The organism is Flavobacterium sp. 11 (assembly GCF_002754315.1).
Lineage (GTDB): Bacteria > Bacteroidota > Bacteroidia > Flavobacteriales > Flavobacteriaceae > Flavobacterium > Flavobacterium algoritolerans.
Window position 1 is genome coordinate 486,789 of record NZ_PEFE01000001.1, and the last position, 20,829, is coordinate 507,617.

The 20,829-nt window shown below is 33.9% G+C and carries 18 protein-coding genes; 13 read left to right on the forward strand and 5 right to left on the reverse strand.

All coding sequences use genetic code 11. The features are described from left to right. Positions 1-82 precede the first annotated feature (82 nt). Together CLV00_RS02150 and CLV00_RS02155 are read right to left on the reverse strand one after the other, a co-directional pair. Positions 83-2,569: a DUF5686 and carboxypeptidase-like regulatory domain-containing protein gene (locus tag CLV00_RS02150; RefSeq protein WP_099716197.1), complete on the reverse strand. Its 2,487-nt coding sequence runs from the start codon at positions 2,567-2,569 to the stop codon at positions 83-85. A gap of 134 nt (positions 2,570-2,703) precedes the next feature. Beyond that, positions 2,704-3,684, reverse strand: coding sequence for a pyruvate dehydrogenase complex E1 component subunit beta (locus CLV00_RS02155; protein ID WP_091204253.1), 981 nt, complete (start codon positions 3,682-3,684; stop codon positions 2,704-2,706). 290 nt (positions 3,685-3,974) lie between these two features. On the opposite strand from CLV00_RS02155, the gene CLV00_RS02160 reads away from it, so the two are divergent. The 5 genes from CLV00_RS02160 to CLV00_RS02180 all read left to right on the forward strand — a co-directional run bounded on the left by CLV00_RS02160 (position 3,975) and on the right by CLV00_RS02180 (position 8,860). Beyond that, complete coding sequence (locus CLV00_RS02160) at positions 3,975-4,721, forward strand: electron transfer flavoprotein subunit beta/FixA family protein (RefSeq protein ID WP_099713605.1); 747 nt, start codon at positions 3,975-3,977, stop codon at positions 4,719-4,721. A gap of 136 nt (positions 4,722-4,857) precedes the next feature. After that, a complete protein-coding gene (locus CLV00_RS02165; protein WP_099713606.1) occupies positions 4,858-5,826 on the forward strand; it encodes an electron transfer flavoprotein subunit alpha/FixB family protein in 969 nt (322 codons plus the stop codon). A gap of 145 nt (positions 5,827-5,971) precedes the next feature. Next, on the forward strand, positions 5,972-6,595 hold the full coding sequence (locus CLV00_RS02170) for a bifunctional nuclease family protein (protein ID WP_099716198.1): 624 nt from the start codon (positions 5,972-5,974) through the stop codon (positions 6,593-6,595). 125 nt (positions 6,596-6,720) lie between these two features. Continuing rightward, positions 6,721-8,004, forward strand: coding sequence for an amidohydrolase family protein (locus tag CLV00_RS02175; RefSeq protein ID WP_099713607.1), 1,284 nt, complete (start codon positions 6,721-6,723; stop codon positions 8,002-8,004). 31 nt (positions 8,005-8,035) lie between these two features. Further along, entirely contained in the window at positions 8,036-8,860 is an 825-nt protein-coding gene (locus CLV00_RS02180; protein ID WP_099713608.1) for a thymidylate synthase, read from the forward strand. Between the two features lie 24 nt (positions 8,861-8,884). On the opposite strand, the gene CLV00_RS02185 is transcribed toward CLV00_RS02180, so the two are convergent. Further along, positions 8,885-9,181 (reverse strand): isoamylase early set domain-containing protein, encoded by a 297-nt coding sequence (locus tag CLV00_RS02185; RefSeq protein WP_099716199.1) that lies wholly within the window; start codon positions 9,179-9,181, stop codon positions 8,885-8,887. Positions 9,182-9,528: 347 nt separating this feature from the next. Here CLV00_RS02185 and CLV00_RS02190 point away from each other — a divergent pair, with 347 nt between their 5' ends. From CLV00_RS02190 to CLV00_RS02210, 4 genes are all read left to right on the forward strand, one after another. Next, on the forward strand, positions 9,529-9,750 hold the full coding sequence (locus CLV00_RS02190; RefSeq protein ID WP_233206926.1) for a 2TM domain-containing protein: 222 nt from the start codon (positions 9,529-9,531) through the stop codon (positions 9,748-9,750). Between the two features lie 13 nt (positions 9,751-9,763). Continuing rightward, entirely contained in the window at positions 9,764-10,246 is a 483-nt protein-coding gene (locus tag CLV00_RS02195) for a dihydrofolate reductase (protein WP_099713609.1), read from the forward strand. A 574-nt stretch (positions 10,247-10,820) separates the two neighbouring features. After that, positions 10,821-11,552: a bifunctional demethylmenaquinone methyltransferase/2-methoxy-6-polyprenyl-1,4-benzoquinol methylase UbiE gene (gene ubiE / locus CLV00_RS02205; RefSeq protein ID WP_099713610.1), complete on the forward strand. Its 732-nt coding sequence runs from the start codon at positions 10,821-10,823 to the stop codon at positions 11,550-11,552. A gap of 22 nt (positions 11,553-11,574) precedes the next feature. Then, positions 11,575-12,279 (forward strand): porin family protein, encoded by a 705-nt coding sequence (locus CLV00_RS02210; protein WP_099713611.1) that lies wholly within the window; start codon positions 11,575-11,577, stop codon positions 12,277-12,279. A gap of 4 nt (positions 12,280-12,283) precedes the next feature. Here CLV00_RS02210 and CLV00_RS02215 read toward each other — a convergent pair whose 3' ends face one another. Beyond that, positions 12,284-13,009 (reverse strand): RNA methyltransferase, encoded by a 726-nt coding sequence (locus CLV00_RS02215; RefSeq protein ID WP_099716201.1) that lies wholly within the window; start codon positions 13,007-13,009, stop codon positions 12,284-12,286. A gap of 37 nt (positions 13,010-13,046) precedes the next feature. On the opposite strand from CLV00_RS02215, the gene CLV00_RS02220 reads away from it, so the two are divergent. The 3 genes from CLV00_RS02220 (at position 13,047) to accD (ending at position 17,696) form a co-directional block, all read left to right on the forward strand. After that, on the forward strand, positions 13,047-15,614 hold the full coding sequence (locus tag CLV00_RS02220; RefSeq protein WP_099713612.1) for a BamA/TamA family outer membrane protein: 2,568 nt from the start codon (positions 13,047-13,049) through the stop codon (positions 15,612-15,614). Between the two features lie 60 nt (positions 15,615-15,674). Further along, positions 15,675-16,742 carry a class II fructose-bisphosphate aldolase gene (gene fbaA / locus CLV00_RS02225; protein WP_099713613.1) on the forward strand — a complete coding sequence of 356 codons (1,068 nt, stop codon included), beginning with the start codon at positions 15,675-15,677 and terminating at the stop codon, positions 16,740-16,742. Between the two features lie 99 nt (positions 16,743-16,841). Continuing rightward, the gene (gene accD / locus CLV00_RS02230) at positions 16,842-17,696 is read left to right on the forward strand and encodes an acetyl-CoA carboxylase, carboxyltransferase subunit beta (RefSeq protein ID WP_099713614.1); all 855 of its coding nucleotides are present in this window, start codon (positions 16,842-16,844) and stop codon (positions 17,694-17,696) included. Positions 17,697-17,814: 118 nt separating this feature from the next. On the opposite strand, the gene CLV00_RS02235 is transcribed toward accD, so the two are convergent. Beyond that, positions 17,815-19,065 (reverse strand): ABC transporter permease, encoded by a 1,251-nt coding sequence (locus CLV00_RS02235; protein WP_099713615.1) that lies wholly within the window; start codon positions 19,063-19,065, stop codon positions 17,815-17,817. Positions 19,066-19,263: 198 nt separating this feature from the next. Here CLV00_RS02235 and purH point away from each other — a divergent pair, with 198 nt between their 5' ends. After that, complete coding sequence (gene purH, locus CLV00_RS02240; RefSeq protein ID WP_099713616.1) at positions 19,264-20,790, forward strand: bifunctional phosphoribosylaminoimidazolecarboxamide formyltransferase/IMP cyclohydrolase; 1,527 nt, start codon at positions 19,264-19,266, stop codon at positions 20,788-20,790. The last annotated feature ends 39 nt before the right edge of the window (positions 20,791-20,829 follow it).

The following is a 20,829-nucleotide window of genomic DNA, read 5'->3' on the forward strand; positions in this document are numbered from 1 at the left end:
GCCCAGATGGAAACGACATCCTTTTTATAAGGCGATTTTTCTTCGCCTTATAAAAAGATATAGTGTACAGCTGGAATAGCTCCTAAAAATTAAACCCGAACGATCCTTTTACAGTAAAACGATTCGTGTCAGGCGTGTTGAGATAATTGCCTCGCCAAGCGAAATCGATGCGGAACACTTTGAAGATATTCCCAATTCCGGCGCTATATTCCCAATACACTTTTTCGGGTGCATTGTATATTAAACCCGAAGCATTAATCGCTCTGTTTTCATCAGAAATGGTTCCATAAACCCCTTTTACGGATACAATTTCTCTCCAATTGAGTTTACGCATAAACGGAATTCTGGAAAAAATTCGACCATTGAAATTGTGATTCCACTGCAAAGTAGCATACTGGTCTGACACAAATTCATAGAAATTTAGGTTGCTGAATGTGTTTTCTATGGTGAAATAAGTTTGATTCCCGGGAATAACACTCAGTAATCCTAACGGCACTTTCCCGAAGGTTTTCCCCACTTCCATAATAATATTGGTTCTTCCTAAAGGCCCTATAATTATGGGTTGTTTGTAATACAATTGTAATTTATCATATTTGAAATCACTGTTTAAAAGCCCTTTGAATCCATGACTATAATTCACAAAAAAGCGACTAAACGGACTGTCAACATTGCTTCTTTCAACTCCAAAACCTATGGTTTTTCTCTTTGGCGAATATTCAACCTGGAAATTAACTTCAGATTGTTTTACTTCGCTTTCGGTAATCGAATTTGCTATATCCGTATAATAATCTAAGCTAAACGTAGTAGAAGCGGACTCTAGTGTACGATACGAAAATCCTGTTTGAAACGTTAAATTTTTTATGGGCTCTATTTCTATCGCAACGTTAGTCAAATTGATGTTAGTCAATTTCCCGTTGCTACCGGACGAAAATACGGAGGACGAAGCAAAACTTCTACCCAAAACATCGTTTGTGGTGGTTAAACTGGCGCCTATTTGTTCAATGTCGCGCCTATTTCCTCCGGACAAAATGATTCGGTTTTTCTTGTCAACCATCCATTTCCCCGAAAGTCCATATTTGAATTTATCATCATCAAATCCATACGCTGTGTAGGCTTGAATACGCCAAGGATCGTTAGGTCCAAAATAGGTTCTTCCTCCTACTCGCAATCGCACTCCTTCGACTTCATTGTATCCAAATGTGGAAAAAACAGGTCCGTAATCGAAGTTTTTAAATTCTACATAACCGCTTCCAAGTATCGAAACCAAACTATACAATCGCTTAAACTTATCTACGGTTTGCAATGTGTCGAGCATTTTATAAACGCCCAATTCATCCTTGCTTAAGTTTTCAAAACGGTTTTCATTCCAGTATTCATCCGATTTATTGTAGACTTCGTCATCCATATAATTGACCTCATCTTTATAAAAAGCTACTGGTTGCTCCTTATTAAATTGATGATTTCTATAAAAACTGGTTCGTTTCCCGTAAACTCCTTTAGAATTTTCTTTTTTGTTTAAAGCAAAGTCGGACATTAGATAATCCTTGGTCAATAAGAAAACAGAATCACTGACCACTTCAAATTCTTGTTCTAAGTAAATATCTTTTACCCAGTTGATATTGGCGCTTTTGGTAACTGCCATATTGATTTTCTTTATGGCATATGTAGAATCATTCACCCAAAAATCCCCTTTGAAAGTCAATTCGTTTTTACGCCTTGGATAGAAAACAATATTATAACACCACTTATTGTCAATATATGCACTGTCTTTCAAGACATAATTATAGACATCAATTCCTGTTTTAGACAATGGGCTGGTAAAGCTTTTATCAAAAAAAGTCAAGTAATTGTTGTAGATATTATAATCTGAATACAAGTCTTTCACAAAGGATAAAATCTGTTGGTTTCCATTAAACCCAGACGTTTTATTGGCCTTTATTTTCTCTTTTACTTTCTTTAATTTATTATCTCCATAAACATCATTGAGCGATTCATTTATAAAAATAGGCAAATAGGTTTTCCCGGTTACTCTGGAAGTATCCATTTGATTAAAAATAAACTCCATCCCTTTGAAAAGTTTGTTTTTCATAAAAGCACTATCAATAGAATTCATGTCAAATTCTATTTTTTCATACTTTTCCATCTGGTATTGGTCAAACTGATACAATCCGTTTTTACGTTTTCTTTCCCAAATTTTTCTAAGAATATCTAGCGCAGGATTATTTTTTTTGGACGTTTTTCCGGCAAAAACAACAACTTCGCTTAGGCTTTCGGCTTCACTTAGCTGAATTTTGAAATTGTAATTTACAAGTTTGTCCAAAACAATTTCTTTCTCAGAAAAACCTACTGAAGATATCAGCAAAATGGAATATGATTTTTGGGATTCAAGGTAAAACTTCCCATCTTCATTAGTCACAATCCCTTCACTGGAGCCTTTAAAAACCACATTCGCAAAAGGTATAGGCTGATTTGATTTGTCTACCACAATACCGCTCACTTTAGTTTGTGCAAAAACTGCGCTTGCAGAAACCAATAGAAAAAACAAGAGAAATAAGAGATTCTTTTTCATAATCATTCAAAAAAAAAACTTCATCAAATAAATAATTGATGAAGTTTCAAATATAGGTATTTAGACATCTAGATTATTTGAAATTTAGACCGTCGACTGTTAAAGTTTATCTAAAAATCAAATTCTAAAAAAATCTATTTTTTATACATTACTTTTTTAACCGCTTTTACCACATCACCTGCATTTGGCAACCATTCTTTCAGTAATACTGGAGAGTAAGGCGCTGGAGTATCTGCAGTTGTGATACGTTGAATAGGCGCATCCAAGAAATCAAAAGCGCGTTCTTGAACAATATAGGTAATTTCAGAAGCAACACTTGCAAAAGGCCAAGCTTCTTCAAGAACCACTAATCTGTTTGTTTTTTTAACCGATGTTAAAATCGTCTCATAATCCATAGGACGTACGGTTCTCAAATCGATAATTTCACAAGAAATTCCTTCTTTGGCTAATTCATCAGCAGCAATATGGGCTTCTTTGATGATTTTTCCAAAAGAAACGATAGTCACATCAGTACCTTCACGTTTGATATCAGCAACTCCAAGTGGAATAGTGTATTCACCATCTGGCACTTCTCCTTTATCACCATACATTTGTTCTGATTCCATGAAAATCACAGGATCATTATCACGAATAGCTGCTTTCAACAATCCTTTTGCATCATAAACCGTAGATGGAACTACCACTTTAAGACCCGGAGTATTCGCAAACCAGTTTTCTAATGCTTGTGAGTGAGTCGCTCCTAATTGTCCTGCCGAAGCTGTTGGGCCACGAAAAACGATAGGTACATTAAATTGTCCACCTGTCATCTGACGCATTTTGGCAGCATTGTTTATAATTTGGTCAATCCCTACTAAACAGAAATTGAAAGTCATGTATTCTACAATCGGTCTACATCCGTTCATTGCTGATCCTACTGCAATACCAGTAAAACCAAGTTCAGCAATAGGAGTATCAATTACTCTTTTCTCACCAAATTCAGCAAGCATTCCTTTAGATGCTTTGTACGCACCATTGTATTCTGCAACTTCTTCACCCATTAAGTATATGGACTCATCGTGACGCATTTCTTCACTCATCGCTTCGCAAATGGCCTCTCTAAATTGTATCGTTCTCATATTATATGTTGTATGTGTCTAATTTTCGAAAAGCAAAAATAAATATTTTATATCACTTAAAAGCATAAATTACTTTAAATTAATCATGATTTATAGTGATAATTTTCAGGAGCTATTTCCGGCTATCCGCTGTATCTTCCTGTGGCTAAAGGAGCCACAGGAAGGATGCCGCTCCTATCCGGGCTACGAAATCGTAATAGTATTGAAAAATATTATGCATGCATAGTATATTATTCGAATTATTATTTTAAATTTGTCAAAGCTTTTTAGAAAAATCAAAATATATACTTATGAAAATATTAGTTTGCATCAGTCACGTTCCTGATACTACTTCAAAAATTAACTTTGTCAACGGTGATTCTGAATTTGACACCAATGGAGTACAATATGTAATCAATCCAAATGACGAATTTGGTTTAACGCGTGCCATTTGGTTTCAAGAACAACAAGGCGCAACTGTAACTGTTGTAAATGTTGGAGGACCAGAAACCGAACCAACTTTAAGAAAAGCATTAGCAATAGGCGCTAACGAAGCCATTCGTGTCAACGCAACTCCTACTGACGGATTTTTCGTTGCCAAACAACTTGCTGAAGTAATTAAAAACGGAAGTTACGATGTAATTATCGCTGGAAAAGAATCTTTAGACTATAATGGTGGAATGGTTCCTGGAATGATAGCCGGAATTTTAGGATACAACTTCCTAAACTCTTGTACTAACCTGACTGTTGACGGAACAAATGTAAAAGCTGTTCGTGAAATTGACGGAGGAAAAGAAACCGTAGCTACTACTTTACCATTAATCATTGGTGGACAAAAAGGATTGGTTGAAGAAAAAGACTTGCGTATTCCAAACATGAGAGGAATTATGACAGCAAGAACCAAAGCCTTGACAATTCTGGAGCCTGTGGATGCAACTGTAAACACAAAAGCAGTAAAATTTGAAAAACCAGCTCCTAAATCAGCAGTGAAATTAATTTCTCCTGACAATTTAGATGAATTAATCAATTTATTACACAACGAAGCGAAAGTGATTTAATGTTTTGATTGCTGATTGAAGATTAACGATTTTTGATTGCTGTCCCGAAGTTTCGGGAGCAAAAAAAATCGAGGATCATTAATCTAATTTCTAAAATCAAAATTCTAAAATCGTTAATCTAAAATCTAAAATTATTATGTCAATATTAATATACGCGGAATACGCAGAAGGAAAATTTAAAAAAGTAGCATTCGAATTAGCTTCTTACGCAAAAAAAGTAGCAGAAACTTTAGGAACTACCGTTACGGCTGTAACAGTAAATGCAGGAGATGTTTCAGAATTATCAAAATACGGTGTAGACAAAGTATTGAAAGTAAATAACGATAAATTATCAGGTTTTACAGCAAAAGCATACGCTGATGTTATCAAACAAGCTGCTCAAAAAGAAAACGTAAAATTAGTTTTACTTTCATCCACTACAGATAGTATTTATCTTTCGTCACTTGTTGCAGTAGCTTTAGAAGCTGGTTATGCGTCAAATGTTGTAGGATTGCCAGTTTCAACTTCGCCTTTTCAAGTAAAAAGAAATGCTTTTTCAAACAAAGCTTTTAATATCACTGAAATTGCAACAGACGTAAAAGTTCTTGGCCTTGCTAAAAACTCTTATGGTGTTTTTGAAAATGCATCTACATTGACTCAAGAAGATTTTAACCCAACTATTGGAGACAATGATTTTGGTGTAAAAGTAGAATCGGTAGAAAAAGGTTCTGGAAAAGTTTCCATTGCTGATGCTGATATTGTAGTTTCTGCTGGTCGTGGATTAAAAGGTCCTGAAAACTGGGGAATGGTAGAGGAATTAGCTACAGTTCTTGGAGCTGCAACTGCTTGTTCAAAACCAGTTTCTGACTTAGGATGGAGACCTCACGGGGAACACGTAGGACAAACAGGGAAACCGGTGGCTACCAACTTATATATAGCGATAGGAATTTCGGGAGCAATACAACACATTGCGGGAATCAACTCATCTAAAGTTAAAGTTGTAATCAACAGCGATCCAGAAGCACCATTTTTCAAAGTAGCTGACTACGGAGTTGTTGGAGATGCTTTTGAAATTGTACCAAAATTAATAGAGAAATTTAAAGCTTTCAAAGCTCAGAATTCCTAAACAACAGGAAATCATTAAATCGATTTAAATGCTACTTAAAAACAAGATATTTGTATCTTTGCTTTTAAGTAGCATTTTTTTTAACAAAAAATGAAACTTGATTTTCATCAAAAATAAGTACGCTGTACTTACCCATTTAAGAATTATGAGCTTAGTTAAATTATCCATAAAAGGAATTTCATACAGTCAAACTCAAAACGGAGCCTATGCTTTGATATTGAATGAGGTTGATGGCGAAAGAAAATTACCCATTGTCATTGGTGCTTTTGAAGCACAATCAATTGCTATTGCATTAGAAAAAGAAATAAAACCACCACGTCCTTTGACTCATGATTTATTTAAAAATTTCGCAGAGCGTTTTGATATTGTGGTAAAACAAGTCATTATTCATAAGCTAGTTGATGGTGTTTTTTATTCGAGTATCATTTGCGAAAGAGATAAAATAGAGGAAATTATCGATGCCAGAACATCCGATGCAATTGCGTTAGCGTTGCGTTTTAATGCTCCTATTTTTACCTACAAAAACATCTTGGACAAAGCAGGAATATACTTGAAAGCGAATCCGTTGGAAGCCAATAAAGACTCCCAAGAAATTGACGATGTGTTATCTAATCCAGAGACTTTTGGTTATGAAGAGGAAAGCAATCAGTCTGGAGAAACCTATTCTAAACACAGTTTACAGGAATTAAATGAACTGTTAGACCAAGCGGTTTCACATGAAGATTACGAAAAAGCAGCAAAAATTAGAGACGAAATCTCGAAGAGATAACTTTATCTTGATTTTCATTATTGCATTATTTGATACATAAACGATTAACCTCGTAAAAAATGCAGCTGTATTTAATGCTGCACTTTTTTATATATTTTTCTTGACATCTGTTATAAAACTAATCTATGAAAACAAAATTTGTCCTTATTGCCGTAACCTTATTTATTTCTACAGTCGTATTTTCTCAAGATTATTATTTACACTGCGGAAAAATTCTAAACACTCAATCTGGCAAAGAGTTATCGAACCAAACCATAGTTGTTTCTAAAAACAAAATCATAAAAATACAAGATGGGTTTGTATCTAAATCCAAACCCGAAGACATTGAAATCGACCTAAAAAACAAATATGTATTGCCAGGTCTTATCGATTTACACGTGCATATTGAAGGAGAGCACGACACTAAAAGTTACATGTCGAAATATTTAGACAACGAGGCTGACGTTGCATTTCAAGCAGTTCGTTGTGCCGAAATCACCCTTCTGGCCGGATTCACAACCGTACGTGATTTAGGAGGAACCGGTGTTAATATCTCTATAAGAAATGCTATTAACAAAGGAATCGTAAAAGGTCCAAGAATATATACTGCAGGAAAATCGATAGCCACAACAGGCGGACATGCAGACCCAACGAACGGAAGCAATAGAAAACTTGTAGGCGATCCAGGCCCACATGAAGGTGTAATCAATTCTCCGGAAGAAGCAGTAAAAGCAGTAAGAGAACGCTATAAAGAAGGAGCCGATGTTATTAAAATCACAGCTACAGGCGGTGTTTTAAGCGTGGCAAAAAGTGGTAAAAATCCTCAGTTTACTTTAGAAGAAATTAAAGCTATCACTACAACTGCCAAGGATTATAATATGCTTACTGCCGCTCATGCACACGGTGATGAAGGCATGCAACGAGCCATATTAGGCGGTATAAAAACCATTGAGCATGGCACCTTTATGAGTGAAGAGACAATGGAATTGATGAAAAAATACGATACTTATTTAGTTCCTACCTTAACGGCTGGAAAAGAAGTCGAAAAAAATGCAGAGATTACTGGTTTTTATCCTGACATAGTAGTTCCGAAGGCCAGAGAAGTTGGCCCACAGCTGAAAGCTACTTTTGCCAAAGCATATAAAAAAGGAGTCAAAATTGCTTTTGGAACCGACGCCGGAGTTTTTGCTCATGGTACAAATGCAAAGGAATTTGGTTATATGGTTGAAGCCGGAATGCCTGCATTAGCCGCTATACAATCAGCAACAACAACAAATGCCATGTTATTAGGCATTGGAAATGAAGTAGGACAAATCAAAGAAAACTTTTTGGCAGACATTATCGCCGTAGATGAAAATCCTTTGAATACTATCAAAACGCTGGAAAAAGTAGTATTTGTAATGAAAGACGGAAAAATATATAAAAACTAAACTTGCTTACCGCAAAATAGAATAAAGTACAATGAAGCAATATTTAGACTTAGTGCAGCACGTAATGGAAAACGGTTGTCAAAAAGGAGATCGTACCGGAACTGGAACGAAAAGTGTATTTGGTTACCAAATGCGTTTTGATTTGAATGAAGGTTTCCCAATGGTTACCACTAAAAAATTACACCTAAAATCTATTATCTACGAATTGCTTTGGTTTTTAAAAGGGGATACAAACATCAACTACCTTCAAGAAAACGGAGTTAAAATTTGGGATGCCTGGGCAGATGCCAATGGAGATTTAGGGCCCGTTTATGGACACCAATGGCGCAACTGGAATAGCGAAGAAATTGACCAAATCTCAGAACTTATTAAGGAATTAAAAACCAATCCTAATAGTCGCAGAATGTTGGTTTCGGCATGGAATCCTTCGGTGCTTCCGGACACTACAAAATCATTTGATGAAAATGTAGCCAACAATAAAGCCGCTTTGCCTCCTTGTCACGCTTTCTTTCAGTTTTATGTTTCTGACGGTAAGTTATCGTGTCAATTGTACCAGCGAAGTGCTGATATTTTCTTAGGCGTTCCTTTTAACATTGCTTCTTACGCCTTACTCACCATGATGATTGCACAGGTTTGCGACTTGCAACCAGGAGAATTCATTCATACTTTTGGTGATGCACACATTTACAACAATCATTTTGAACAACTTGAATTGCAATTGTCCCGTGAGCCAAAACCATTACCAAAAATGATTTTGAATCCTAATATAAAAGACATCTTCGCATTCGATTTTGACGATTTCACTCTCGAAGGCTACGAACCACATGCCTTGATAAAAGGCAGTGTTGCGGTCTAATCCAATAAAAAAACGGTGTTTTAGTTAAACTACTAAAACACCGTTTTCATTTCCTGCAAACTCATTCCATTTAAAAGAATCTGCTTCTGGCTCATTTACAAATGTGCCGTCTATAACGTATTTGAATTCATAAGCTGCATCTTTATTTACATCAAATACACCTTTGAAAGTACCATTTTTTAATTTGCTTAAAGCTCCTTCAGCAACACTCCAATTATTGAAATCTCCAACAACGGAAGCTTGACTTGCTTCTTTTGCAGCTACCGAAAAAGTAACTTTACATACTGGTTTTGTTTTAACGAATTGTTTCTTGATTGCCATAACTATTTCATTTATAGATTTATAAGACAAAGGAAATAAAAGAATTTGAACTTCCAACAGAGACCTAAAGATTTAATAGAATAGCCCAAACTATGTTAATTTATGAATAATTCAATAATTATAGGCAGGCTAAATTTACTATTCAAAAATCAGAAAACGTTTTCATTCTAAATAATCTACGGGCAAAATAGTGACTTTCCAAAATAAATTTTACCTTTATAAACAAAATTTTGATCAATGGAAAAAGAACTACACGAACAGTACGAGTATGCAAGGAGAAGAATTAAACAAAAAAAAGACTGTATTTTCATTTTGTTCTTTTCGTTTTAGGGAGTTTACTTTTATTTATTGCTAATAAATTTTTCGAAATTGCCGTAGATTCTCACTGGTCAATTTGGGTAATTACTATATGGTTGTTCCTTTTTATTTTACATTTTATAAAAATTTTCATCACGGATCGTTTTATGAATAAAAATTGGGAAAGAGAACAAATAGACCGACTTGTAGCTTTACAACAAAAAAAACTAGATCAATTACAAACACAGGTTAACAACGACGACCTTAAATAACAGTAAATCAATTATGATAATAATGATTGCGGCCGTTGCCGAAAATAATGCTCTAGGTAAGGACAACGAACTGGTTTGGCATTTGCCAAATGATTTCAAAAGATTTAAATCCCTTACCTCCGGACATCATATTATAATGGGAAGAAAGACATTTGAAAGTTTTCCGAAACCATTACCAAACAGAACCCACGTTATAATCACCAGACAGAAAGAATATCAAGCCGAAGGTTGTATCATAGTTGACAGTATTGACAAAGCATTAGCAGTTTGTCCCAAAGACGAAGACACATTCATAATTGGTGGCGGCGAAATTTATACATTAGGACTTCCTTTTACCGACAAAATAGAAATTACACGTGTTCATCACAATTTTGAAGGCGATGCCCATTTCCCTGAAATTAATGACGATGAATGGGAAATAATAACATCAGAATTTAATGAGAAGGATGAAAAACATCTCTACGATTATTCGTATCAGACATTCATTAGAAAATAAAACAAAAAAACATCCTTTTTACGGGATGTTTTTTTTTAACCATTGATCAAAGAGATGACCTACTCTTGAAAGAGTATTTGATAACATAAAATAAAAATTACAAATATTAGTAATACTCCAGAAATGAAGATTATAACATTTGAAGTTTTCTGAGAATACATCTCAAAAAAGCCTTTAATACCAAATACCACGAAGGTACTAAAGACGAAAAAAATTAAAATTTCCAAAAACAAATTTAATCCTAAGAACGTATGTTGCGCTTTAACAACAACACTGCTTTGTAAAACAGTGTTTTCAAAACAGCTAACAAGAACAAATGAGATAAAAAACGCTAAAATTATCCACTTGATTTGGTTGATCGGTTCTCTTTTAATCATTTAATATGGTTATTTTCCTGAATAACAAATTTGTACAATTAAATCTTTAGTTACAATACCCACTTTTAGTGATATTTCAAATAAAGTGAATTCTGGATTTTAAGCTATTTTAAAAACTAAAAATAAAACTTGTTTCTAATTTTTGAAACCCATTTTAAGTTCGTCAAGTTTGTATTATATTTGTACAAATTAAAAAAATGTCAGAAAAAATAACACCCTATAAAGATTCAGCTCTAGGTAAAAAAGAACAAGTTGCTAAAATGTTTGACACCATTTCTGGAAATTATGACAATCTGAATCGTGTCATTTCTTTCGGTATTGATATAAAATGGCGTAAAAAAGTATTGCAAATAGTTTCAAAGTCAAACCCGAAGGTTATCCTGGATATTGCAACTGGAACAGGTGATTTGGCAATTTTGATGGCGCAAACAAATGCCGAAAAAATCATTGGACTAGATATCTCTGCAGGAATGCTGGAAGTAGGCGTAAAGAAAATTGCTTCAAAAAATCTTTCTAATACTATTGAAATGATTTTAGCAGACTCAGAAAACATGCCTTTTGATGACAACTATTTTGATGCGATAACCGTTGCTTTTGGAGTACGTAATTTTGAAAACTTAGAAAAAGGCTTAGCTGAAATTTTAAGAGTCTTAAAACCTAACGGAGTATTTGTGATTTTAGAAACTTCGGTTCCAGACAAAACACCTTACAAACAAGGATATAATTTTTACACTAAAAACATTCTTCCATTAATAGGCAAAGTTTTCTCTAAAGATGATGTTGCTTATGGATATTTATCTGAATCTGCTGCTGCATTTCCTTATGGAGAAGCATTAAACAATATTTTAAGAAAAATTGGGTTTATAGATGTTGTAGCCTTGCCACAAACTTTTGGTGTAGCTACGATTTACTCAGCTTCTAAAAAATAATACTGAAGATTTCAGCATAAACATGAGAAAAATAATTGTCTTACTATTTTTTGCTTTTATTATAAAAGGATACGCTCAAAAGTCTAAAAACATATTTAGCAGAGACCCTATTATTAATTTGGAAAATTTTCAAAAAAAGAGAATGTACTACGGGTTTTATCTGGGATTCAACTCGTATGATTTCAAAATAGACTATAAAACGGTAGGACCTGATATCCTTATAAAAAGAACTACCGGATTTAATGTAGGAATCGTCGCTGATTTGAAACTTCAGGAATATATTGACTTGCGATTTGAGCCAGGTCTTTATTATACCAAAAGAGACTTATATTATCCAAATTTCACAAACAGTGGAGATGCGCTTAGGGAAGTGAATAGTACTTATATCCATTTTCCGTTATTAGTGAAATTCTCCTCCCTTAGAACAGGGAATATTCGTCCTTATTTAGTGGGAGGTGTATCTGCAACGTTAAACTTATCCAGCAATTCTAAATTAATTGATGACAATTTAGAACAACGCTTTAGAGTAAAAGCATGGACAACTAATTATGAATTGGGTTTCGGAATTGATCTTTTTTCAGAATATTTTATATTTTCCCCTTCCATAAGAGGTGTTTTTGGAATGAATGACGAATTAATCCGAGACAAAGACCCAAACAGTCCATGGACAAGCAATATAGAATCCTTGAAAACCAGAGCAGTCTTCATTAATTTTACTTTCCATTAAAGACTTACCCTCTACAAAACTCGCTTAATACTATAGCGGTAGCGGTGGCAACATTAAGGCTTTCAGTTTTTTGAAGATCTCCAAAACGAGGAATTGTGAGTCTGTTTTTGACTAATTTTTCAAGTGCTGCAGAAACTCCATTAGCTTCATTGCCCATAATAATTATTCCTTCTTTGGGCAAAACCGATTTATAAATATTCTCTCCGTTCATAAAAGTGCCAAAAACGGGTAGTTTTGTTTGTGCAATAAAAGCATTAAGATCAATATAATTTACGTTAACTCTGGCGATAGAACCCATAGTTGCCTGAACAACTTTTGGATTATAAATATCAACAGTCTCCTTGGAACACAACAACTGTTTAACACCAAACCAATCACACAGACGCAATATAGTCCCTAAATTTCCCGGATCACGAATAGCATCAAGCGCTACTATTAAACTGGTTTCAATAATTGGTTTTTCCAATGGCATTTTAAAAACTCCCAAACAAGTATTTGGGGTTGCTAATGCACTTATTTTTTTTAAATCATTTTCTTGAATAATCGTTTTTTTAGCTGCTGGAACTTCTTCAAAATCATTTTGAGTGGTATACAAATGTTCCAATTCAAAATTAGACTCCAATAGTTCATGAATCCCTTTTACGCCTTCGGCAAAAAATAATTTATTAGCAATTCTATATTTTTTTTGCTGCAAACTCGTTATAAGCTTTATTTGGTTTTTACTAACCATAAAATAATGTACTTTTGAATTAAATATTTTAGAACACTTGAAAAAAACTTCCACAAAAATAACTGCATTTATTCTAATTGCAATACTAATTTGCGCTTGTAACGCTGTAAAAAGAGTTCCGGACGGAAAACTTCTGCTTACAAAAAACGAAATTACTGTAAATGATAAAACAATTAAGGATGAAAATGTTTTTAATCAACTGTATCAAAAACCAAACAGTACCTTACTTGGATACCGTTTAAGATTGAATCTTTACAATCTTGCCAACCTAAATCCAGATTCAACGTATCAAGCCAAGTTTACAAATAATCCGGAAAAATTTAGAAGAAAATCAAAATGGCTCTCTGAAAAACAAGTTAATCGACTTGGAAAATCGTTCTGGTATCATGGAATCCATGATTTCTTAAAAAAAACTGGAGAACCTCCCGTAATTATCGATAAAGACAGAGCGGACAAATCTTTGTTGCGTTTGAAATACTACTACTTCAACAATGGTTTTTTTAATGTCAATGCCAATTACAAAATAGACACTTTGAGTATCAAAAAGGGCAAGATAAAATACGCCATTACTCCTGGAAATGCTTATTTTTTAGATTCCTTGAGAAGTACTATTTTAACTCCAGCTTTAGATTCTTTATATGAGAGCAACAAGTCAAACACATTTATCAAATCCGGAAATCAATATAAAACAGAAGATTTTGAGAATGAAAAAAACAGAATCACCACTCATTTCAGGAACAACGGAGTGTATTATTTTCAACCTAATTATGTAACTTTTGACATAGACACCATTAAAAAAGTTAATCAGGCAAATATAAACCTGATGATTAATAATTATTCATATCAAAATGGTGATTCAACCCGAACAGAACCTTTTAAAATATACAAAATAAGTGATGTAAATATTTACACTGATTATTCCCCAAGCAATAACAGTATAAAAATTACAGACAGCACTACTTACAAGAACTTTAATCTATACAGTCAGAACAAATTAAGGTACAAACCACGAGCAATTACTAATGCTATCTTCATTACAAAAGGAGGATTATTTGCCGATTATAAAACCGTCTTGACAACTCGGTATTTAAACAATCTTAAAATTTTCAACTATCCGTCAATACAATATGAAGTTGACCCAAGAGATTCCACTGCACAATCATTGATTGCAAAAGTGTATTTGACACCCCGAAAAAAATATAGTTTTGGGACAACATTAGATGTTACTCATTCTAACATACAGGATTTTGGTGTGGGCTTAAGTGTTTCTGAAACAATACGAAATGTTTTCAACGGAGCCGAAACACTAGAATTAGCTGTGCGTGGTAATATTGGATCTTCAAAGGATTTAGCGAATCCAAAGAATAATTTCTTTAATGTATCTGAATATGGTTTGGATTTAAAACTTAACATTCCAAGGATTTTCATGCCTTTCAGCACTGAAAAAATCATTCCTAAAAGCATGATTCCATCAACACTAATCACAATGGGTTTTGCAAAACAACAAAATATTGGTTTAGACAAAGAGAATTTTACAGGAGCATTATCCTATAATTGGACTCCAAAAAGAAACAATACCGCTAGATTTGATTTGTTCAACACTCAGTTTGTACGAAACCTAAATCAACAGAATTACTTTAATGTTTACGGTTCTTCTTACAATGCTTTGAATGAAATCAGCAAAGAATACAACACAAATCCATCCTATTATAACAATGACATTGATAAAGATTTGCTTATTGAAGAAGGAACCGCTGGCTTTACTAATGATGTGCTCACGGGCAACGCCAACTTTTTGAAGCCACTAGAAGCCGAAGATTTTCAATCTGTAAAAAGCATTGAAGAGCGAAGACTTAGGCTTACGGAAAATGACTTTATTTTGGCAACCAGTTTCACTTTCTCAAAAACAACCAAAAAAGATTTAACAGACAATACTTTTTATCTTTTTAAAACAAAAATAGAATCAGCAGGAACCATTTTATCTGCTTTTGCAGCAACAACTAATCAAAAGAAAAACTCAACTGGCAACTATGAAATATTCAATTTAGAATATTCAGAATACATAAAAACAGAATTTGATTACATTAAACATTGGGATCTATCCAAAGAAAAAATATTTGCATTCCGATCGTTTTTCGGGATAGCCATTCCATTTGGAAATTCAGACTACATTCCTTTTTCAAGAAGTTATTTTTCTGGAGGATCAAATGACAACAGAGCTTGGCAACCGTATGGTTTAGGACCCGGCAGCAGTGGCGCATTAGACGATTTTAATGAGGCAAATATGAAAATTGCCATTAGCGGAGAGTATCGCTTTAAGATATTAGGCAGTTTAAAAGGAGCTCTTTTTGCCGATGCAGGAAATATTTGGAACGTATTGGACAATGTAGAGGATGAGAAATCGACATTTACACAATTTAAGGACTTAAAAGATATCGCATTAGGCACTGGATTTGGGCTTAGATATGACCTGAGTTTTTTTGTAATTCGTTTTGATTTAGGATTTAAAACCTACAATCCAGCCAATGAAACCAACAAAAGATGGTTTAGAGAATACAATTTTGCTAACTCCGTTTTAAATTTTGGAATAAATTATCCGTTCTAATGCTAATTAATTCTTATTTTTGCAAACTAAAAACTAAATAAAATAACTAAAAAAATTACAATGGCACACAACATAAAACCAGGCGTAGCTACAGGAGATCAGGTTCAGGAAATTTTTAATTATGCTAAAGAAAAAGGATTTGCACTTCCGGCAGTAAATGTTACGGGATCAAATACGATCAATGGTGTACTTGAAACTGCAGCAAAACTTAATGCTCCGGTTATCATTCAATTCTCTAATGGAGGAGCACAATTTAATGCAGGAAAAGGACTTTCTAATGCAGGTGAAAAAGCAGCAATCGCTGGTGGAATTGCTGGTGCATTACACATTCATACTTTGGCGGAAGCTTACGGAGCAACCGTAATTTTACATACTGACCACTGTGCAAAAAAATTATTGCCTTGGATTGACGGTTTATTAGATGCTTCAGAAAAACATTTTGCTGAAACTGGAAAACCATTATTTTCTTCTCACATGATTGACTTATCTGAGGAGCCTATCGAAGAAAACATCGAAATTTGCAAAGGATATTTAGAAAGAATGAGCAAAATGGGAATGACACTTGAAATCGAACTTGGAATTACAGGTGGTGAAGAAGATGGTGTTGACAACTCTGATGTTGATAGTTCTAAATTATACACACAACCTGAAGAAGTTGCTTACGCATACGAAGAACTTTCTAAAGTAAGCCCTAAATTTACAATTGCAGCTGCTTTTGGAAACGTACATGGAGTTTACAAACCAGGAAATGTAAAATTGACTCCAAAAATCTTAAAAAATTCTCAAGATTTTGTTCAAAATAAATTCAATACAGGACACAACCCGGTAGACTTCGTTTTCCACGGTGGTTCAGGTTCTACATTAGAAGAAATCAGAGAAGGAATAAGCTACGGAGTAATAAAAATGAATATCGATACTGATTTACAATTTGCTTTCACGGAAGGTATCCGTGATTACATGGTAAAAAACATCGATTATTTGAAAACTCAAATTGGAAACCCAGAAGGTTCTGATGCTCCAAACAAAAAATATTACGATCCAAGAAAATGGTTGCGTGAAAGTGAAGTTACTTTCAACGCAAGACTTGAGCAAGCATTTGCTGACTTGAACAACGTAAATACACTATAATAGATTAAGTTTAATTCCAAATCCCGATGTAACTATCGGGATTTGAAATCTAAACCATAAATTACAGGAACTGATTACTGAACACTGAATACTAGAAAAATGGCTTGGTTTAAAAGAAAAGAAAAAGGGATTACTACTGCTACCGAAGACAAAATGGACATTCCAAAAGGACTTTGGTACAAATCTCCAACTGGAAAAATTATTGATGCCGATGAACTAGCTCGTAACTTATTTGTAAGTCCCGAAGATGGTTTTCACGTTAGAATTGGAAGTACAGAATATTTTCAAATTTTATTTGACAACAATGAATTTGTTGAATTAGATAAAAACATGACTTCTAAAGATCCTTTGCATTTTGTTGACACAAAAAAATATGCAGATCGTTTGAAAGATGTTATGGAAAAAACCAAACTTAAAGATGCAGTGCGTACCGGAGTTGGTAAATCAAAAGGAAAAGATGTTGTTATCTGCTGTATGGATTTTGCCTTTATCGGAGGTTCTATGGGAGCTGTAGTGGGAGAAAAAATCGCAAGAGGAATCGATCACGCCATCAAAAACAAACTGCCTTTTGTAATGATTTCAAAATCAGGTGGAGCAAGAATGATGGAAGCTGCATATTCATTAATGCAATTAGCAAAAACATCAGTAAAACTGGCTCAACTTGCCGAAGCAAAATTGCCTTACATTTCGTTATGTACGGATCCAACAACTGGAGGAACAACTGCTTCTTACGCCATGTTGGGAGATATTAACATTTCTGAACCAGGCGCATTAATTGGCTTTGCCGGACCAAGAGTTGTAAGAGACACAACAGGTAAAGATTTACCGGAAGGTTTCCAAACTGCTGAGTTCTTACTTGAACATGGTTTCTTAGACTTTATTACACCTAGAAAAGAATTGAAAGACAAGATTAACTTGTATATCGATTTGATTCAAAACAATACTATTAGATAAATGAAAATCCCGAGCAATCGGGATTTTTTATTTTTTAACTATTTCACTACAAATAAAAACAGCTTTCAAAATTATCTGAAAGCTGTTTTTTTTATTTCTTTAATAAAGTTCATATAATTTACATTCCTGTTCTAATCGCTTCCACAGGATCTAGTTTTGAAGCAGAAATAGCAGGAAGTATTCCAGATATCAATCCAATTACAGCAGCTAATCCAGTTCCCAGAATAATATTACCCGCGCTTAAAACAAATTCGAAATCTAATGCTTTTGTCAAGATTACAGAAATTATCCAAACCAGAAAAAGTCCAATCATTCCGCCAATCACTGAAAGTATTATGGCTTCAAACAAAAATTGAAATAGTATAAATCTGTTTTTGGCTCCTAATGATTTCTGAATTCCAATCAAATTAGTTCGTTCTTTTACCGAAACAAACATAATATTGGCAATCCCAAAACCTCCTACCAGTAACGAAAAACCACTAATTATCCAGCCTACAACATTCATTTGTCCTAAAATTCCATCTATAAGATCCGTAAAACCAGAAAATACATTAATAAAAAAATTGTCAATTTCACCTGCTTTCAAACCTCTAAAACTTCTTAGTTTTTGAGATATTTCGCTTTTATAGGCATCCATATCCACGCCTTTTTCTGGTTTAAAAATAATAACATTAGTCAAGGAAGTATTGTTGTCTCCATACAACTGACGAACAAAATTTACTGGAATATAGGCTGATGTATCATTACTGTCTCCAAACAAACCTGAACCTTCTTTTTTGATGACACCAATAACCGTAAAACGCTTGCCATACAAACGAACATTTTTCCCGATAGGCTCAGACTCTTCAAATAAGGATTTTGCAATTTCATTTCCCAAAACAATAACTGTTGCACCAGAATTAGCTTCAGATTCATTATAAAACCTCCCTTTATCAAATTCAAGGCCTTGAATATCTATAAATTCATGTGAAACAGGAACAATATTGATGTCACTTACTGTTTTCGATTCATATTTAATAGTCTCTCTTCGAGTAAATATTTGATATGCCATCTGGTCCGTATTAGTCATAGCCCCTTTCATGAAATTGTACTCGTCGTACTTCACATTAGGAAATTGCTCTCTTTTCCATTGTGGAATCTCTGAAGGTCCAAAAGAAAATTTCATTAGATAAATCGTATTTTTATCCAAACTACTCAAGTCTTTTGTAATTTTTCTGTCCAAAGAGTCAACAGCAGCAAGCACAGCAATAATCGAAAAAATTCCAATAGTAACTCCTAACAAAGAAAGCAACGTTCTTAACTTATTGTTTCGCAATGCATTCATTGCAAAGCCCAAACTCTCTTTTAATAATCGAAGGTAAACTAGCATAAAATCTTTTTTGTATTAAAGTAAAATTCCATAAATATTAATCAAAAACCTAATGAAAAATGTATTCGTTGCCGTGTGAATCAATTATTTTACCTTTGCCAATGAAATAGGAGTAAAAATTACACATTATCTCATTTTCAAATGGCTTAATTTTCACATTAAAAAACTATTTTTGCACTTTATAACTATAACTACATAATGAACACAACAAAAACAATTCAATCTGCATTAATCTCTGTCTTTTCAAAAGAAGGATTAGAACCTATAGTAAGACAACTAAACAGTCAAAATGTTACACTTTATTCTACTGGAGGGACTGAGGATTTTATAAAAAATTTAGGAATACCTGTAATTCCTGTTGAAGATGTTACTTCCTACCCTTCTATTTTGGGTGGTAGAGTAAAAACATTACACCCAAAAGTTTTTGGAGGAATCTTAAACCGCCAAGACAACGAGAGTGATGTACAACAAATGATAGAGTTCAACATTCCACAAATAGATTTAGTAATTGTTGACTTATATCCTTTTGAAAAAACAGTGGCTTCCGGAGCTAGTGAATCAGATATTATTGAAAAAATAGATATTGGTGGTATTTCTTTGATACGTGCTGCCGCAAAAAACTTCAAGGACACTGTAATTGTAGCATCGGTTGACCAATATGGTTTGCTTTTGGACTTGATTACAGAGCAAAATGGAGCTACAACATTGGAAGACAGAAAATTATTGGCTACAAAAGCATTTCATGTTTCATCTCATTATGACACTGCAATTTTCAATTATTTCAACACTGACGAAACAATATTCAAACAAAGTATTGCTAACGGTCAAGTTTTAAGATACGGTGAAAACCCACATCAAAAAGGATTTTTCTTCGGGGATTTTGACGCAATGTTCAACAAAGTTCACGGAAAAGAATTGTCTTACAATAATTTATTAGATGTAGATGCTGCCGTAAATTTGATTAATGAATTCAAAAATGACGGCCCTACATTTGCTATATTAAAACACAATAATGCCTGTGGTTTAGCGTCAAGAACTACGATTAGTGAAGCGTATCTTGCGGCTTTGGCCTGCGATCCTACTTCAGCTTTTGGAGGTGTTTTAATTTCGAATACAAAAATTGATGTTGCTACTGCTTCAGAAATAAACAAATTGTTTTGCGAAGTTGTAATTGCTCCAGAATATGATACTGAAGCCATTGCAATTTTACAAGAAAAGAAAAACCGAATTATATTAATCCAAAACGAAGTAGAATTACCACAAAAACAAGTTCGTACTTGCTTAAACGGAATTTTAGTTCAGGAAAGAAACAACATAACCGACAATAAACAAGACTTAAGAACCGTTACTATAACTGAACCTACTGAACAAGAAATTCAGGATCTAATTTTTGCTTCTAAAATTTGTAAAAACACAAAATCAAACACGATTGTTTTTGCAAAAAACGGTACACTTATTGCGTCAGGTACAGGACAGACATCAAGAGTTGATGCCTTGCAACAAGCAATAGAAAAAGCGAATAATTTTCACTTTGATTTGCATGGTGCAGTAATGGCAAGCGACGCGTTTTTCCCTTTTCCAGATTGTGTAGAAATCGCTAAAGAAGCCGGAATAACTGCTGTAATTCAGCCAGGAGGATCTATAAAAGACGAATTGAGTATTAATTATTGTAATGAAAATAAAGTTGCAATGGTATTTACAGGAACTCGTCATTTTAAACATTAATTTGTTTAACTTTGCCCGTCACAAATTTATAACTTTTAA

Excerpts from the sequence above, each read along its gene's own strand:
- ubiE (WP_099713610.1), top strand. The coding sequence starts at position 10,821 with ATGTCAGAAAAAATAACACCCTATAAAGATTCAGCTCTAGGTAAAAAA.
- CLV00_RS02185 (WP_099716199.1), bottom strand. The coding sequence starts at position 9,181 with ATGGCAATCAAGAAACAATTCGTTAAAACAAAACCAGTATGTAAAGTT.
- CLV00_RS02195 (WP_099713609.1), top strand. The coding sequence starts at position 9,764 with ATGATAATAATGATTGCGGCCGTTGCCGAAAATAATGCTCTAGGTAAG.
- purH (WP_099713616.1), top strand. The coding sequence starts at position 19,264 with ATGAACACAACAAAAACAATTCAATCTGCATTAATCTCTGTCTTTTCA.
- CLV00_RS02235 (WP_099713615.1), bottom strand. The coding sequence starts at position 19,065 with ATGCTAGTTTACCTTCGATTATTAAAAGAGAGTTTGGGCTTTGCAATG.
- fbaA (WP_099713613.1), top strand. The coding sequence starts at position 15,675 with ATGGCACACAACATAAAACCAGGCGTAGCTACAGGAGATCAGGTTCAG.
- CLV00_RS02155 (WP_091204253.1), bottom strand. The coding sequence starts at position 3,684 with ATGAGAACGATACAATTTAGAGAGGCCATTTGCGAAGCGATGAGTGAA.
- CLV00_RS02165 (WP_099713606.1), top strand. The coding sequence starts at position 4,858 with ATGTCAATATTAATATACGCGGAATACGCAGAAGGAAAATTTAAAAAA.
- CLV00_RS02210 (WP_099713611.1), top strand. The coding sequence starts at position 11,575 with ATGAGAAAAATAATTGTCTTACTATTTTTTGCTTTTATTATAAAAGGA.
- CLV00_RS02180 (WP_099713608.1), top strand. The coding sequence starts at position 8,036 with ATGAAGCAATATTTAGACTTAGTGCAGCACGTAATGGAAAACGGTTGT.
- CLV00_RS02160 (WP_099713605.1), top strand. The coding sequence starts at position 3,975 with ATGAAAATATTAGTTTGCATCAGTCACGTTCCTGATACTACTTCAAAA.
- accD (WP_099713614.1), top strand. The coding sequence starts at position 16,842 with ATGGCTTGGTTTAAAAGAAAAGAAAAAGGGATTACTACTGCTACCGAA.
- CLV00_RS02170 (WP_099716198.1), top strand. The coding sequence starts at position 5,972 with ATGAGCTTAGTTAAATTATCCATAAAAGGAATTTCATACAGTCAAACT.
- CLV00_RS02150 (WP_099716197.1), bottom strand. The coding sequence starts at position 2,569 with ATGAAAAAGAATCTCTTATTTCTCTTGTTTTTTCTATTGGTTTCTGCA.
- CLV00_RS02175 (WP_099713607.1), top strand. The coding sequence starts at position 6,721 with ATGAAAACAAAATTTGTCCTTATTGCCGTAACCTTATTTATTTCTACA.
- CLV00_RS02215 (WP_099716201.1), bottom strand. The coding sequence starts at position 13,009 with ATGGTTAGTAAAAACCAAATAAAGCTTATAACGAGTTTGCAGCAAAAA.